The sequence below is a fragment of the Labedaea rhizosphaerae genome, assembly GCF_004362825.1.
GTDB classification, from domain to species: domain Bacteria; phylum Actinomycetota; class Actinomycetes; order Mycobacteriales; family Pseudonocardiaceae; genus Labedaea; species Labedaea rhizosphaerae.
The window spans coordinates 311463-324783 of record NZ_SNXZ01000003.1 but is presented as its reverse complement, the minus strand read 5'-3'; the positions used below and the strand labels follow the sequence as shown (position 1 = coordinate 324783).

16 protein-coding genes are annotated in these 13321 nt (G+C 69.9%); 10 read left to right on the top strand and 6 right to left on the bottom strand.

The genetic code is table 11. The features are described from left to right. Positions 1–8: 8 nt before the first annotated feature. A complete protein-coding gene (locus tag EV186_RS18525) occupies positions 9–716 on the bottom strand; it encodes an SDR family oxidoreductase (protein ID WP_133850579.1) in 708 nt (235 codons plus the stop codon). A gap of 89 nt (positions 717–805) precedes the next feature. On the opposite strand from EV186_RS18525, the gene EV186_RS18520 reads away from it, so the two are divergent. Further along, positions 806–1381, top strand: coding sequence for a TetR/AcrR family transcriptional regulator (locus EV186_RS18520; protein ID WP_133850578.1), 576 nt, complete (start codon positions 806–808; stop codon positions 1379–1381). On the opposite strand, the gene EV186_RS18515 is transcribed toward EV186_RS18520, so the two are convergent. Then, positions 1378–2229: a VOC family protein gene (locus EV186_RS18515; protein ID WP_133850577.1), complete on the bottom strand. Its 852-nt coding sequence runs from the start codon at positions 2227–2229 to the stop codon at positions 1378–1380. The two genes, EV186_RS18520 and EV186_RS18515, sit on opposite strands and share 4 nt — an antisense overlap. A gap of 92 nt (positions 2230–2321) precedes the next feature. Between EV186_RS18515 and EV186_RS18510 the strand changes: the two genes are divergently transcribed. Then, a complete protein-coding gene (locus EV186_RS18510) occupies positions 2322–3071 on the top strand; it encodes a class I SAM-dependent methyltransferase (protein WP_243754134.1) in 750 nt (249 codons plus the stop codon). A gap of 35 nt (positions 3072–3106) precedes the next feature. Here EV186_RS18510 and EV186_RS18505 read toward each other — a convergent pair whose 3' ends face one another. Beyond that, the gene (locus EV186_RS18505; RefSeq protein ID WP_133850575.1) at positions 3107–3877 is read right to left on the bottom strand and encodes a PadR family transcriptional regulator; all 771 of its coding nucleotides are present in this window, start codon (positions 3875–3877) and stop codon (positions 3107–3109) included. A gap of 109 nt (positions 3878–3986) precedes the next feature. On the opposite strand from EV186_RS18505, the gene rlmN reads away from it, so the two are divergent. Continuing rightward, on the top strand, positions 3987–5090 hold the full coding sequence (gene rlmN / locus EV186_RS18500) for a dual-specificity RNA methyltransferase RlmN (RefSeq protein ID WP_133850574.1): 1104 nt from the start codon (positions 3987–3989) through the stop codon (positions 5088–5090). Positions 5091–5138: 48 nt separating this feature from the next. Further along, positions 5139–5384: a FitA-like ribbon-helix-helix domain-containing protein gene (locus EV186_RS18495; protein ID WP_133850573.1), complete on the top strand. Its 246-nt coding sequence runs from the start codon at positions 5139–5141 to the stop codon at positions 5382–5384. A 249-nt stretch (positions 5385–5633) separates the two neighbouring features. Here EV186_RS18495 and EV186_RS18490 read toward each other — a convergent pair whose 3' ends face one another. Next, positions 5634–6269 carry a TetR family transcriptional regulator gene (locus tag EV186_RS18490; protein WP_133850572.1) on the bottom strand — a complete coding sequence of 212 codons (636 nt, stop codon included), beginning with the start codon at positions 6267–6269 and terminating at the stop codon, positions 5634–5636. Positions 6270–6322: 53 nt separating this feature from the next. On the opposite strand from EV186_RS18490, the gene EV186_RS18485 reads away from it, so the two are divergent. Then, complete coding sequence (locus EV186_RS18485) at positions 6323–6739, top strand: nuclear transport factor 2 family protein (protein WP_133850571.1); 417 nt, start codon at positions 6323–6325, stop codon at positions 6737–6739. Here EV186_RS18485 and EV186_RS18480 read toward each other — a convergent pair. Together EV186_RS18480 and EV186_RS18475 are read right to left on the bottom strand one after the other, a co-directional pair. Further along, complete coding sequence (locus EV186_RS18480) at positions 6727–7338, bottom strand: hypothetical protein (protein WP_133850570.1); 612 nt, start codon at positions 7336–7338, stop codon at positions 6727–6729. The genes EV186_RS18485 and EV186_RS18480 overlap by 13 nt on opposite strands. Before the next feature lie 28 nt (positions 7339–7366). Further along, positions 7367–8125, bottom strand: a complete 759-nt coding sequence (locus EV186_RS18475; protein ID WP_133850569.1) for an SDR family NAD(P)-dependent oxidoreductase — start codon at positions 8123–8125, stop codon at positions 7367–7369. A gap of 72 nt (positions 8126–8197) precedes the next feature. Between EV186_RS18475 and EV186_RS18470 the strand changes: the two genes are divergently transcribed. The 5 genes from EV186_RS18470 (at position 8198) to EV186_RS18450 (ending at position 13313) form a co-directional block, all read left to right on the top strand. After that, the gene (locus tag EV186_RS18470) at positions 8198–8791 is read left to right on the top strand and encodes a TetR/AcrR family transcriptional regulator (RefSeq protein WP_208115675.1); all 594 of its coding nucleotides are present in this window, start codon (positions 8198–8200) and stop codon (positions 8789–8791) included. Between the two features lie 20 nt (positions 8792–8811). Continuing rightward, positions 8812–9603: a hypothetical protein gene (locus tag EV186_RS18465; RefSeq protein WP_133850568.1), complete on the top strand. Its 792-nt coding sequence runs from the start codon at positions 8812–8814 to the stop codon at positions 9601–9603. After that, the gene (locus EV186_RS18460; RefSeq protein ID WP_133850567.1) at positions 9600–10673 is read left to right on the top strand and encodes a helix-turn-helix domain-containing protein; all 1074 of its coding nucleotides are present in this window, start codon (positions 9600–9602) and stop codon (positions 10671–10673) included. Before EV186_RS18465 ends, EV186_RS18460 begins: the two co-directional genes overlap by 4 nt. A gap of 133 nt (positions 10674–10806) precedes the next feature. Next, positions 10807–11427 carry a toll/interleukin-1 receptor domain-containing protein gene (locus tag EV186_RS18455; RefSeq protein WP_133850566.1) on the top strand — a complete coding sequence of 207 codons (621 nt, stop codon included), beginning with the start codon at positions 10807–10809 and terminating at the stop codon, positions 11425–11427. Positions 11428–11531: 104 nt separating this feature from the next. Next, a complete protein-coding gene (locus EV186_RS18450; RefSeq protein WP_133850565.1) occupies positions 11532–13313 on the top strand; it encodes a hypothetical protein in 1782 nt (593 codons plus the stop codon). The last annotated feature ends 8 nt before the right edge of the window (positions 13314–13321 follow it).

Genomic DNA, 13321 nt, shown 5'->3' with positions numbered 1-13321 from the left:
TCCGGTGCTCAGGCGGCCAGGCGTGCGCCGCCGTCGGTTTCGATGACCGTCCCCGTGATGTTGGGGTTGGTGGCCAGCAGGACGATCGCCTCGGCGACGTCGGCGGCGGTGGCGATCCGCTTGGTCGGCAAGGTTTCCGCGGCTTGTGCGAAGAAGGCCGCACGGGCGTCCGGCGGGAAGCTGTCCCACCACGGCGTGTCCACGTAGCCGGGGGAGACGGCGTTGACCCGGATCGGGGCGAGCTCGGCCGCGAGCGGCCGGACGAGCCCCTCGATCGCGGCGTTGAGCGACCCGATCCCGGCCGTGCCGGGCATCGCCGCCCGTGCCGTGATCGCGCCGACGAGGGTGACGGAGGCGTCCGGGGCGAGGCTCGGCAGCACCGCCTTCAACGCCGTCACGGTCGGCCAGTACTTCTCCTCGAACGCGCGACGCAGTTCGTCGACGGTGAGGTCCGCGAGCGGTCCCGCCCCGCCGTTCCCGGCGAGGGTGATCACCAGCCGGTGGACCGGCGCGATGCTCGCGGCGAGCGCGCGCACCGCGTCCGGTTGGCCCGCGTCGAGGACGTGCCCGCGCGAGCCCTCGACGGCGACGGTGGCCTTCGCCAGCCGGTCCTGGCCGCGGCTTGCGAGGTGGAGGTCGTCACCGCGAAGCGACAACTGCTGGGCGACGGCCAGGCCAATGCCGGACGTTCCCCCGATGACGAGCGTGGTGGGCATGGGCGCTCCTTGAATTTCGAGACGTGACGTCTCGACAAAGGTAGCACCGTTTCGAGTCGCCGCGTCTCGAAATAAAGTAGGGTCCGGTCATGGGCACACCGCCGGAGCAGACGCGCGGCCGCAAGCGCAGTGAGCAGACCAGGCTCGCGATCCTCACTGCCGCGTACGAGCTGACCACCGAGGTCGGCTACCAGGACCTCACGATCGAGGGCATCGCGGCGCGGGCCGGCTCGGGCAAGCAGACCGTCTACCGCTGGTGGTCGACCAAGGCCGACGTGCTGCTGGAAGCGTTGGCGTTGAAGGCCGACCTGAGCGTCACCACGGCGGACCAGGGATCCTTCGCCGACGACGTGGGCGCGTTCCTGCGCGACTCCGCGGTCCTGCTGGCCCGCCCGGGCGTGGTCGCCGTGTTGCGCTCGCTGATGAGCGAAGCGCAACGCGACCAGGACTTCCGCGACCGATTCCAACGGGAGTTCCTGCACAAGCGCCGCGGCGCGATCGACGTCCTCGTCACGCGGGCCGCGCGGCGCGGGGACAAACCGGCGTTCCTCAGCGCCGACCTGTGCGCGGATCTGATCTTCGGGTTGATCTGGTACCGGGTGCTGGCGACCGAGCCGAAGCTCACCGACCAGGACATCGCCGCACTCCAGCGGTTGCTCAGCTAGTCGTCGTAGGGGTCGTCGACCTCGGCGCCGATGACCTCTTCCGGCACCACGGTCGTGGTGCGGGACGGGTCGATCAGGGTGCTGACCGCGCCGGTCACGTCCTCGATCACCGCGAGCCGGCCGAACGGGGAGTCGAACGGCTCGACGGTGACCCGCGCGCCTAATCGGATCGCGCGGTTGGCGACGAGGTCGGTGCCCATCTCGGGGTCGACGCCGAAGTACACCATCCAGTGCGACGGGTGGTCGGGTGCGAACTCGGGGCCCATCTTGAGCCGCCCGAGGACTTGGTCACCACGCAGCGCCCAGGTCGTGTAGTCGTAGTCGACGCCGTCGCCGATCTGCTCGAGCTCGAAGCCGAACAAGTGCTGGTAGAACTTGTCGGCGGTCTCGCCGTCGTGGGTGTTCAGCTCGGCCCAGTTGAACGTGTTCGGGAACATGGTGCCGAAGCGCCACTCGGGCACCGGCTCCAGGAAGCCGACGGCCGCGCCGGTCGGGTCGATCGCGACGGCCAGCGACCCTTGCCCGGCAATGAAAACCGGCTCCAGCGCCACCCCGCCACCCGACGCACGCACGCGGTCGACGGTGTTGGCGGCGTTGCCCGTGGCCAGGTGCACGGTCCAGCCGGGCGGCAGGTACCGGTCGGTGAACCCGAAGATCCCGCCGCATGGCAGCGCATCCGCCGAGGCGATGATGTAGCCGCTGACGGGGTCGACCTCGTAGGTCCAGCCGAACAGCTCGGCGTAGAACTCCTTGCTCGCCACTGGATCCGGGGTCGCGAGGTCGACCCAGATCGGCGTGCCGGGGATGATCGTCTCGGTGTCCTCGTGCGGGTCGAGCTCTGTGGTCATCGCACCCCTCCCCGGCTGGTGAACTTGCGACGTTACGTGGCCGGAGCCGGGAAGTCAGCAGGCATTGGTCGCAGATGTGGTTACCTGTCGGGGTGGGTTTGGTGTCGCGCGCGGGACGACGGCTCGCCGCGTCCGCTCGTGGCGACGCGGTGCCGAGCCCGAACATCTGGCACTGGCCCGAGACCTACGAGATCGAGAACCGCGCGCAGGACGTGCACGGCGACATCTGGCGGGTGCTCGCCGAACACGCGCCGTGGCAAGGCAAGGACGTGCTGGACGTCGGCTGCGGCGACGGCTTCCACCTGCCGCGGTTCGCCGAGAGCGCGCGCAGCGTGACCGGTGTCGAGCCGCACCCGCCGCTGGTGGCCCGGGCGCAGGCACGGGTGGGCGACCGCATCGAGGTGGTGGCGGGCAGCGCGCAACGGCTGCCGCTCCCGGACGCGTCGATCGACGTGGTGCACGCCCGCACGGCCTACTTCTTCGGCCCGGGCTGCGAACCGGGGCTCGCCGAGGCCGACCGCGTGCTGCGGCCCGGCGGCGTGCTCGCCGTGGTGGACCTCGACCTGGCCCGCTCGCCCTACGGCGGCTGGCTGCGCGCGGACCTGCCGAACGTCAGCCCGCACGAGATCGAGAAGTTCTTCGACATCAAGGGATTCGACCGTCACGCGGTGGACACCACGTGGCGGTTCGAGGATCGCGCGGCCCTGGAATCGGTGCTGCGCATCGAGTTCTCGAAGGCCGTGGCCAAGCGGGCGCTGGCCCAGATGACCGGGCTGAGCTTCCCCGTGGCCTACGTGGTGCGCGTGCGTCGCAAGCCTTCCGGGCTGGTGGTGCCCGGCTGATCTGCCGTGATCAGCCGGGCACCAACCGGTACCGCTTACTCGTCGTCGGCGCCGTCCTCGGCATCGTCGTCGGCCAGGTCGGGCTCGACCTCGCCGAGGATCGCGTAGAGCTGGCGCCGGGCCTCGTTCATGACCTCGACGGCCCGCTGCTTCTGCGCGCCGCTGCCGGCCTGCGCCACCTGGAAGATGGCCGGCACGAGCAGGCCCATCGCGCTGCGCAGGTCGACGTCGTGCGGGTCGACGTCCTGGGTGACCTGCTCCCACGGCGGGCTGTCCTGCTTCTCGGCTTCGGCGCGGCCGTCGTCGGTCAGCTGGAACAGGCGCTTGTTGCTCGCGTCCTCGGTGGCCTTGATCAGGCCTTCGTCGGTGAGCATCTGCAGGGTCGGGTAGACCGAGCCGGGGCTCGGCTTCCAGAAGCCGCCGCTGCGCTCGTTGATCTCCTGGATCATTTCGTAGCCGTGCATGGGTCGCTCGGCGAGCAGGGCGAGGATGGCGGCGCGGACGTCACCGCGACGCTGGCGGCGGCCCGGTCCGCCGTGCCCGCGGCCGCCGCGGCGCGCACCAGGGCGGCCACGACCGCGTCCAGCACCGAACGGCCCGCCGACGCCCGGAAAGCCGCCCCACCCGGGGCCGGGCGGCGGGGGGAACGGGGGCGGCGGCGGGAACGGGTGGCCTGCCTCCCGCGGATCGCCCCCGTGGGGCGCACCGCGGTGCTCGTGCAGGAACTCGCGCATCTGGGCGCCCGGGTGACCGAACGAGCGCGGGTCGCCGAACGGGCTGTTCTGGTTTCCGAATGGGGATCGCATGATCTTGTCTCCTTACGTTTGGACTATCGCGATAGGTCAACGATATATCGGAACGTATCGCGATGCAACGTCTGAGACTCAACTCATGTCGTGGGACAATGAACGGGTTATGACTGCCCTCCCCCTTGTCTTCGATGCTCCTCGCCGTGGCCTGCCGCCGCGGCACCTCGCCGACCTCTCCATCGACGAGCGCCGCGACGTGGTCGCTGAGCTGGGGGAGAAGCCCTTCCGGGCCAACCAGCTCTCCACCCACTACTTCGGCAAGCTGTCCGCCGACGCCGGGTCGATGACCGACCTGCCGGCCGCCGCGCGCGACCGGCTCGGCGCCGAGCTGCTGCCGACCCTGCTGACCGTGGTCCGGCACATCCAGTGCGACGACGGGACCACACGCAAGACGCTCTGGCGCGCGCACGACGGCACGCTGCTGGAGAGCGTGCTCATGCGGTACCCGGACCGGACCACGCTGTGCGTGTCCAGCCAGGCGGGCTGCGGCATGGCGTGCCCGTTCTGCGCGACCGGTCAGGGCGGGCTGACCCGCAACCTGTCGACCGCGGAGATCGTCGACCAGGTCCGCGCCGCGGCCGCCGCCATGCGCGACGGCGAGGTGGGCGAGCCCGGACGCCTCTCCAACATCGTGTTCATGGGCATGGGCGAACCGCTCGCCAACTACAAGCGCGTTCTCGCGGCCGTGCACCGCATCTGCGACCCGGCGCCGGGCGGCCTCGGCATCTCGCAGCGCTCGGTCACGGTGTCGACGGTCGGGCTCGCGCCGGCCATCCGCAAGCTGGCCGACGAGAACCTGCAGGTCCGGCTGGCCGTGTCCCTGCACACCCCGGACGACGAGCTGCGCGACACCCTGGTGCCGGTGAACAACCGCTGGCCGGTGGACGAGGTGCTTCGCGCCGCGCGCTACTACGCGGACAAGACCGGCCGGCGGGTATCGATCGAGTACGCGCTGATCCGGGACATCAACGATCAGCCGTGGCGCGCCGATCTGCTGGGTTCGTTGCTGCGCAAGCACTTGAACCAGCTCGCGCACGTGAACGTCATCCCGCTCAACCCGACGCCGGGCAGCAAGTGGGACGCGTCGCCGAAGCCTGTCGAGCGCGAGTTCGTCCGCCGGGTCAACGAAGCGGGCGTGTCCTGCACCGTGCGCGACACGCGTGGCCAGGAGATCGCCGCCGCCTGCGGTCAGCTCGCCGCCGAAGGCTGACCCTCCCTCGTGCCAGCATTGACTGCAGTGACAGCGCCGGGGTGAAGCGTGGCGATTTTGACGATTCGCGACTTCGACGAAGGTTTGACGGCCAAGCTCAGGGCCCGGGCCGCGGCGCATGGTCGCTCGATGGAGGCCGAGGCGCGCGCGATCCTCACCTCTGTGCTGACCAAGCCGACCTCCGGCCTGGGCATGGGGTCGAGGACGCGGCAGCGGTTCGCGGATGGGGAAGACGGATCGTTCGACCCGCCCCAGCGAGTGGAACAGGCTCGAGCGGTGGAGTTCCCTGAGTGATCGTCCGCGACGGCCGCTGAGCTCGCCTACGGTGTGGCCCGGCTTCTGGGTGGCCAACGCAAAGCCGCCCTCGAGGCCAGGGATTTCTGGGCTTCTGACGTACGAGTTCCAAGATCAGATCTTGGCGTTCGCCCGCCCAAGTGGCAGCTGCCCATCACAGCCGGCAAGGGCAGGTCGCCGGGTGAGCCGGGCCCGTAGCGGCGGATGTTGAGCACGTCTGCGTGCCCGCGGCCGGTGATCACGATCAAGCTAGGCGACCAGCTGAGCGGCCCACAGCTGGCTCAGCCAGCCGGCGTAGCGCTCGTCGGTCCAGCCGCGTTGGCGGACCAGCCGGTACCAGAGCGTCCCGTCGGTGGTGGACCACAGGATGTCGCGGCAGTCCTGTTCGGACACCGCGAGCTGACCGGTGGCCTTGGCCGCGCGTGCGTGGACGGTCATGGCGGCGAGGCGCTGGTCGTCGATCTCGGCGAGCAGGGTCGCCGCGGCCTCGTCGGTGCTCGCTGCCCCGCGCACGGCGAGGTGCAGTTCCGCGGTGCGGCGCATGATCGCCGTGTTGACGGCCGCGAACCCTGCCAGCCGCCGGATGAGGTCCGGCTCGGCGAACAGGGCACGCAACTCCGGGCGCTCGAGCAACGGCACGTCCTGCTCGTCGCCGCCCACGGCCACGTCCCACGCGCGGTGCAGCAGCGTGGGCTTGTTCTTGAACGTGGCGTAGATCGTCTCGACGGCCACTCCGGCGGCGTCGGCGACGTCAGCGAGGGTGGTCCGACCGTAGCCGCGCTCGGCGAACAACCGGGTAGCGGCGGCCAGGATGCGCTGCTGGTTCTGCCTGGCCTGCGCGCGCCGCCGGCTGGAGTCGTAAGTCCTCTTGACTGCGTCACTCATCGAGCACAGTCTAACTGTATTTAATGCAGGCCGACTGTATTGGAGTGCGTGTCATGACCTCACAAACCGACGCCTTCCTCGCCGACATGCTGCCCAGGCAGGAGGTCGCCGAACGCGCGATGCTCAACGGCGACGCCGAGGTGCGCAGAGCGCTCTGGACCAAGCACGACCCCGTGACCCTCTTCGGGGCGGCCGTGCCGGTGCGCAGCGGCTGGGCGGACGTCGACCGGACCTTCGGCTGGGTCGCCTCCCGCTTCTCCGACCTCACCGACTACCGCTTCGAACTCGTGGCGGCCGAGGCGGACGGCGACCTCGCCTACACGATCGGCTTCGAGCACAAGACCGTGCGCGTGCACGGCGAGGAAACGACGTACACGCTGCGGGCCACCCACATCTACCGCCGCGAGAACGGCGAGTGGAAGATCGTCCACCGCCACGGCGACTACGTGCCGTCGGATCAGGAAGCCTGACGCCCGAACAGGTCCGGGCGGTAGAGCAGCACCCATTGGCCCATCGGCCCCTGGGTCCAGTTCGGGTCGATGCCGCCCAGCGGGATGGCCACCTGCTGGCGGCCGTCGACCGGGTGGCGGGGCGCGGTCGCGAGGAGCTCGCGCATCCAGCGCGGTGCGTTCGGCGGCACGATCCGGTGGCCCCAGCCGATGAGCCCGAGCGAGTGGACCGCGCCGACCGAGACCTGCGCGCCGCCGCGCACCCCCACCGAGCGCGGGTCGCCCATCTGCGTGGCGACCGGCCCGATCGCGTCGATGTCCTGCCAGAGCAGGCTCATGTGGAAGCCGAGGTGGTCGGAGAGCTGCACGCCGTGCTCGGAGAACTGGACGACGGTGCCCTGCCGGAGCCGGTTGTACTTGCTGTAGAGGATCCCGAGCAGGATCGCGTCGCCGACGACCGCCGCGATGATGCCGCCCGCGATCCCGCCGACCACCGAGCCGAGCACCAGCATGATCAACGTGAAGAACACGAGCGCCGCGATCCACGGAGCCGCGATCCGGCCGAAGCCGCCGCCGGCCATCCGGAACTCACGGGGGAGTGCCTGCTGCGGGTAGGTCACGACCGAAGGATGTCATGATCACTTTCGGTCACGTCAGCGGGCGGATCGTGAGCACCGTGCCGGACAGGTGGTCGGCGGCCGTGCTGCACAGGAACGCCGCGAACGGCACGACGTCCTCGGGCCGGCCGACGCGACCGCCCGGGTAGTTGCCCGCGACGCGGGCCAGGTGTTCCTCGGTCATCCCGTCGCGCATGCCCGGGGTGTCGGTCAGGCCGGGCGCGATGGCCGTCGTGCGGATGCCCTGGTTGCCCAGTTCGTGGTGCACGGCGGCGTTGAGGATGTTCACACCCGCCTTCGAGGCGCCGTACGGCCCGCTGCCCGCCCGCGCCGCGTCCAGCACGCCGCCGATGCTGCTCATGTAGATGATCCGCCCGCCCCCGCCGCGGATCATGAGCGGCGCGAAGTGCTTCGTGGTGAGGAAGCACCCGATCAGGTTGGTGTCCAGGACACGGCGAAGGTCGGCGGTGTCGAGGTCGAGCACCTTGGTCGGGCGGCCGTGCGGCATCCACCCGGCGTTGTTGATCAGACCGTCGACCTGGCCCCAGTGGGCGTCCACGGCAGCTGCCGCGACGCGGACGTCGTCCTCGGACGACACGTCGGCGACCAGCGGGATCGCCTCGCCGCCGTCGGCCCGGATCTCGTCGACCGTGGCCTGCGCCTTCTCCGGCGACCGCGCCAGCACGCCCATCCGCGCGCCCTCGGCGGCCAGGCCGAGAGCGAGGGCGCGACCGATCCCGCGGGCGGCGCCGGTGACCACGATGACCTTGTCCTTGATGTCGATCTGCATGCTCCACCCCGCCGAGTAAGATTGGGTTACAGACCAAACTTAGCACGCAGCCTAAAGTTTGCGAGGACGATCGTGGGACGGCGCGAAGCCAACCGGGAACGCATGCGCACCCGCCTGCTCGAGGCCGCGCTGGCGCTGTTCGCCGAACGCGGCTACGAGGCCACCACGATCACCGACATCGCCGAGCGGGCCGACGTCGCGCGCCAGACCGTGCTCAACCACTACCCGCACAAACGCGACTTCGTCCTGGCGTGGGGCGCGAGTCGCCGCGACCGGATCGCCGAGCAGGCGCGGCTGGACGGCCCGGCCGCCGCGAACCTGCACCGCTTCTTCGCCGCGTTCGCCCGCATGAACGAGGACGAACGCGAACTGACCCGCGCCCTGCACATCGGCCCGCGCGCCGACGAAGCACGCGTCTACCAGTGGCCGGTGGCCGACGCCGTGGTCGCGGCGGTCGAGCGGGGGATCGAGGACGGCGAGTTCGCCGCGGACCTGGACGCGCGGGCCGCCGCCGAGGTCGTCACCGCGGTCTACTTCGACACCCTCACCCGCTGGCTGGTCGACGGCCCGCCGCCGTTCGACCTCGGGGCCGCGCTGGCGGCCAGGCTCGACCTCGTGCTGACCGGTCTCGCGACACGCGGTTCAGTTCCACGCATCGATTACTGATCCCGGGTATCTTTTCAAGCATGGGTGAGCGTGAGCGCGTCATCGACGACCTTGCCGACGCCGGGGTGCTGGCCGCGATCCGGTGGGCCCACCGGTCCGCGCACGGCCAGCTCTGGCAGGACTTCAACCCCGAGGGCGGGCTCGACCAGCAATGGGTCGGGCTCACCGCGCACAAGTACCTGGTCAACCGGCAGGATCGGGTGTTCCAGTGCCAGGCCTACGCGGTCCCGCCCGGCGCCGACGGCGTCGGCCGCGACGTGCTGGCCGCGGGCATGCGGGACGAGGACTTCCGCAGCATGCCGTTGCTGCGGCCAGGTGTCGTCGAGCGCAGCGACCTCAACGGCTCGCCGGGCTGGCGCTTCGGCGACGTGCGCTGGTTGATGGTGTCGTGCGAGTACGGCCGGGTCGACGAGATCGTCTGGTCGCACCGCAGCGAGACCAAGGACCGGGTGGCCCGCCAGCCCCACCTGGACGACGAGATCGGGCTGTTCAAGCTCATGGAGCTGCTGCCGCCGGCCGAGTCGCTGACCGAGGACCAGCGCCTGCTGCGCAACACGATCGTGCTCGCGCACGCCATGGACCCGGACAACGGCGCGACCCAGCTCTACCTCGGCCGCGCGCGGTCCAATGACGACCACGGCCCGGCCTGGGCGTGGAAGGTCGACCTGCTTTCCTTGTCCGACACGGCGATCGCGCCGCAGTCCACTGTGGACGTCCAGCGCGCGGCCGACAGCGACACGGTCAACGAGACCGTCCGGATGCGGATCCCAGCGCAGCGCGGCGAAGCACCGCGTGCTATTGGTGACACATGAGCGACCGGTTGGGCGATGCGGCCACGTTCTTCGACGGCGGCAGGCTCACGCTGGCCCGGCAGCTGGCCGGGCTGCGCAAGAACGCCCTGGCGACCGCCGTCGGCAAGACGCCGACGGCGATCGCCGGGTACGAGAACGGCGTCAAGAACCCAAGCGCCGCAACGGTTGGCGCGCTCGCCCTGGCCCTGGAGGTCGAGCCGGAGTTCTTCCTGGTGCGCCGTGAGGCCGTGCGCCTGGCCCAACCGCACTTCCGGTCGTTGCGTTCCACCAGCCAGGTCGCCCGCGACCAGGCGAGCGCCTACGGCCACCTCGCCATCGACGTGGCGAGCGCCATCGAGCGGCACGTCGAGTTCCCGGCGCGGGACCTGCCCGCGCACCCGGTCGCTATCGACGCCGCCGGCTGCGGTCCCGAGGAGGCGGCCGCGATGTTGCGTGCGCACTGGGGTCTGCCGGCCGGGCCGGTCGGCCACCTGGTGCGGCTGGCCGAGAACCACGGCGTGCTGGTGGTGTTCAGCCCGCCCGGCAGCGCCACAGTGGACGCGTACTCCTTCGACACCGCCGACCGGCCGGTCATCGTGCTGAACCCGTTGAAGGACGACTACTACCGCCAGCGCTTCGACGTGGCGCACGAACTCGGCCACCTGGTGATGCACGGCGATGCGGAGCCGGGCGGGAAGGCGGTGGAGGACCAGGCCCACCGGTTCGCCGCGGAGTTCCTGATGCCCGCCGACGCGATCGCCGACCAGTTGCCCGCCAAGGCCGACTGGAAGCGGTTCGGCGAGTTGAAGCAGCACTGGAACGTGAGCCTGCAGGCGCTGCTCTACCGCGCACGCACCCTGAAGGTGATGAGCGACGTCACCTACCGCAACGCGATGACGACCGTGTCCAACCGCGGGTGGCGCCGCCGCGAGCCCGGCCCGATGCCCCTGCTCGAAGGCCCGTCGCTGCTGCCGACCGCCGTCCGCCTCCTGCACGACGAGGCCAACGTGGACGAACTCGACCTGGCCACGCAGTGCCAGGCCCCCCTGCGCCTCTTCCGCACGATCGTCGCCCGCACACCCGCGGCGTAAATCCAGAACGGACACCGGTGATCAAATCTGGTCACCATCGGGTCAGAAGCAGGACAAAGCGCCTGAGAGCCGCCGCCGAGGTGTTCACTGGGGGAGATCAAACCTCGTCGCCGCCGGAAGGGGCCCGCTCGGCATGCCCGAAATCTTCATCAACTACCGCACCGGCGATGGTCACCACCTTGCAACGATCCTGGATCAGAAGCTGCGTGCTCGATTCGGCGATGAGCACGTCTTCCTGGACCACAACGCGATCCCTGCAGGGGCGGAGTTCGCGGAAGTGCTGGACAAGGGTGTCTGGAGCAGCACGGTCCTGTTGTGTGTGATCGGGCCGGACTGGCTGACCGACTCCGATGACAACGGCAAGCCGAAGATTTTCGACGGCAACGATTGGATTCACAGGGAGCTCGTGCTGGCTTTTCAGCACGGCGTGCACGTCATCCCGGTGATCGACGAGCGAGCGGCCCAACCTTTGCGGGCCGAGGACCTGCCTGCGCCGCTGGCGCGGCTGGCTCTGCTGCAGTACAGGACATACCGCGCTCGTGAGGTCGACGCCTCGATCGATCGGATCGTGGCCGATCTGTTGGCTCTCATCCCGGGGCTTGTCGACCGGGAGGCTCCGGACGAGACGACCGACACCGGGCAAGCCATCTCAGTCGAGAATTCGGGGACCATCGGCGCCAACTTCTTCGGGCCCGTGCACAACAACGGCGGGGGAACCGTGGCAGGGATGGTCACCCGGGGCGACCGGCAGTGATCGAAGAAGACATTCGCCCGCCGGAACCGGCCCTGGCCGGCGATCAGTTCAATTACCACTTCTACGCCGTGAGCGAGTCATCGCCGCGGCGAGCGTCTCGGCACATGCACGTCGGTGACCTCGCTTGGCTGTTCCGCCGGTTCGAACCCCCGCCAGGTCACACCACGGCGCTGGCCATGCTGACCGAGCACGACATCGTCGTAGTGGACGGCGTGCCCGGGACCGGCAGGCGCACGGCGGCCACCATGCTGCTGAGGGCCCACGCCGACCGGGCACATCGCTTCCAGGAGCTGTCGACTGACAGTGGGCCTGTCTCCTTGGACAACGCATCGGTCGCCAAGGGCGATCTTCTGTTGCTCGACCTCACCGCGGTCGACATTGAGGGGTACCGGCAGATCCAGCGGGTGTTGTCGGCGTTCCGTGCGACGGTGCGGGACGTGGGCGCCAAGCTTGTGATCGTCGAGCGCCACGGGGTTCGCGACCAGCTCGACGTGCACTTGCGGCAGTTCCGGGTCGAGCTCGGCAGGCCTGATCCGTTGTTCGTGTTGCGCCGCCACCTGGTCGCCAACGGCATCACCTGGCTCACGGGGGATTGGCCGAGCGTTGCCGGGCTGGAGGAGTTTCTCCGCACGGCGTCCATGCGAGACATCGAGGGCCTGGCCGAGCTGGTGAGCACGGCGCGGGACGTGACCCTCGGCGGACGGCTCAAGGCCGCGGTCGAGGCATCAGGAGACCGGGCCGCGGAGGTCGAAGCGGCGATCTCAGATAGTCCGGATGGGCGGCGCCGAGCGCTGTTGTTCGCCGCCGCCATGCTGGAGGGTTCGCGGCTACCCGCGGTCCACCGGGCGACGGAGATCCTGGTGGAGTTGGCGGAGCACCCGCCGGACGAAACGCCTGTGTTGGAGCGTGAACCTGTGCCGGTGCAACTGCGGCAGCTCGGCGCCACGGTCGAACCCACCGGTCAGGTCTGGTTCACCAAACTGGGCTACAGCACCGCCGTGATCCGCTATTTCTGGGACAACCGGATCGACATGCGCTTCGCCCTGCGGGACTGGGCAGAGCGCATGGCCGTGTTGCCGGAGCTGAGCGCAGTGGAGCGTGATGACGTCGTTGAGCGGGTAGCCGAGCAATGCCTTCGAGTCGATCGGCCCGAAGACCTCGTGGTGCTCGCGCAACACTGGTTGCGCACGCCCGGCCGCGACCTGTCCCGCCAGCTGTACCGGCTGCTGCAGACCGGCCTGCTGAACGAGCGTTGGGGCCCGCAGTTTCGTCGCCTGCTCTACGACTGGGCGGCGGTCCGGTCATTGAGCGACCGGTTTGCGGCCGTGCTCACCAAACTGTGCATAGAGGTGCTGGCGCCCACCCGCCCAGAACAGGCTCTTGTTCGGTTGCACCGCCTGGCCAAGCGCGCGCGGCAAGAGCTTGACCCAGTGGCAACTGCGCAACTGCTGGCGCTGACCGAAAGCGACGACCGGCTGCTGCGCCACTTGTTCGACCGGTTGCGCTACCACCCGGCCGGCTCGCGGTGGCGTGCAGAGTTCCTGTTGTTCTTCGAGGCTGCGGCGCCTGCCCGGCTCACCGAGGACCGGTTGACCGATCAGGACCTGCGGCGCGCCGTGACCAACGGCTGGTCCGATGCGATGTCCAGGTCTGACGTGCCGTGGCAAGAGACCTTGTGCGAGTGGCTGGGGGCTGGTGGGGAAGCGGCAGACCCAGCGGCATTGCTCAGCATCCCGGCCGAGGCGGCCGTGGCAGCAGGGCGCGTGGGTGAGGTGTACCGGCTGGCCATGACCTGGGCGAAGTCGGGCGCCGATCAAGCCGCCCGCGTCCGGTTGGCGAGAGTGCTGACCGACATCGTCGACCACGCGCAAGGCATCAGTTGGTGACCATGTAT

What these genes read in the sequence shown, in the direction of transcription:
- EV186_RS18465 (WP_133850568.1), top strand. Translation starts at nt 8,812, where the DNA reads ATGGGTGAGCGTGAGCGCGTCATCGACGACCTTGCCGACGCCGGGGTG.
- EV186_RS18475 (WP_133850569.1), bottom strand. Translation starts at nt 8,125, where the DNA reads ATGCAGATCGACATCAAGGACAAGGTCATCGTGGTCACCGGCGCCGCC.
- EV186_RS18490 (WP_133850572.1), bottom strand. Translation starts at nt 6,269, where the DNA reads ATGAGTGACGCAGTCAAGAGGACTTACGACTCCAGCCGGCGGCGCGCG.
- EV186_RS18515 (WP_133850577.1), bottom strand. Translation starts at nt 2,229, where the DNA reads ATGACCACAGAGCTCGACCCGCACGAGGACACCGAGACGATCATCCCC.
- EV186_RS18525 (WP_133850579.1), bottom strand. Translation starts at nt 716, where the DNA reads ATGCCCACCACGCTCGTCATCGGGGGAACGTCCGGCATTGGCCTGGCC.
- rlmN (WP_133850574.1), top strand. Translation starts at nt 3,987, where the DNA reads ATGACTGCCCTCCCCCTTGTCTTCGATGCTCCTCGCCGTGGCCTGCCG.
- EV186_RS18520 (WP_133850578.1), top strand. Translation starts at nt 806, where the DNA reads ATGGGCACACCGCCGGAGCAGACGCGCGGCCGCAAGCGCAGTGAGCAG.
- EV186_RS18460 (WP_133850567.1), top strand. Translation starts at nt 9,600, where the DNA reads ATGAGCGACCGGTTGGGCGATGCGGCCACGTTCTTCGACGGCGGCAGG.
- EV186_RS18505 (WP_133850575.1), bottom strand. Translation starts at nt 3,877, where the DNA reads ATGCGATCCCCATTCGGAAACCAGAACAGCCCGTTCGGCGACCCGCGC.
- EV186_RS18450 (WP_133850565.1), top strand. Translation starts at nt 11,532, where the DNA reads ATGCACGTCGGTGACCTCGCTTGGCTGTTCCGCCGGTTCGAACCCCCG.
- EV186_RS18485 (WP_133850571.1), top strand. Translation starts at nt 6,323, where the DNA reads ATGACCTCACAAACCGACGCCTTCCTCGCCGACATGCTGCCCAGGCAG.
- EV186_RS18455 (WP_133850566.1), top strand. Translation starts at nt 10,807, where the DNA reads ATGCCCGAAATCTTCATCAACTACCGCACCGGCGATGGTCACCACCTT.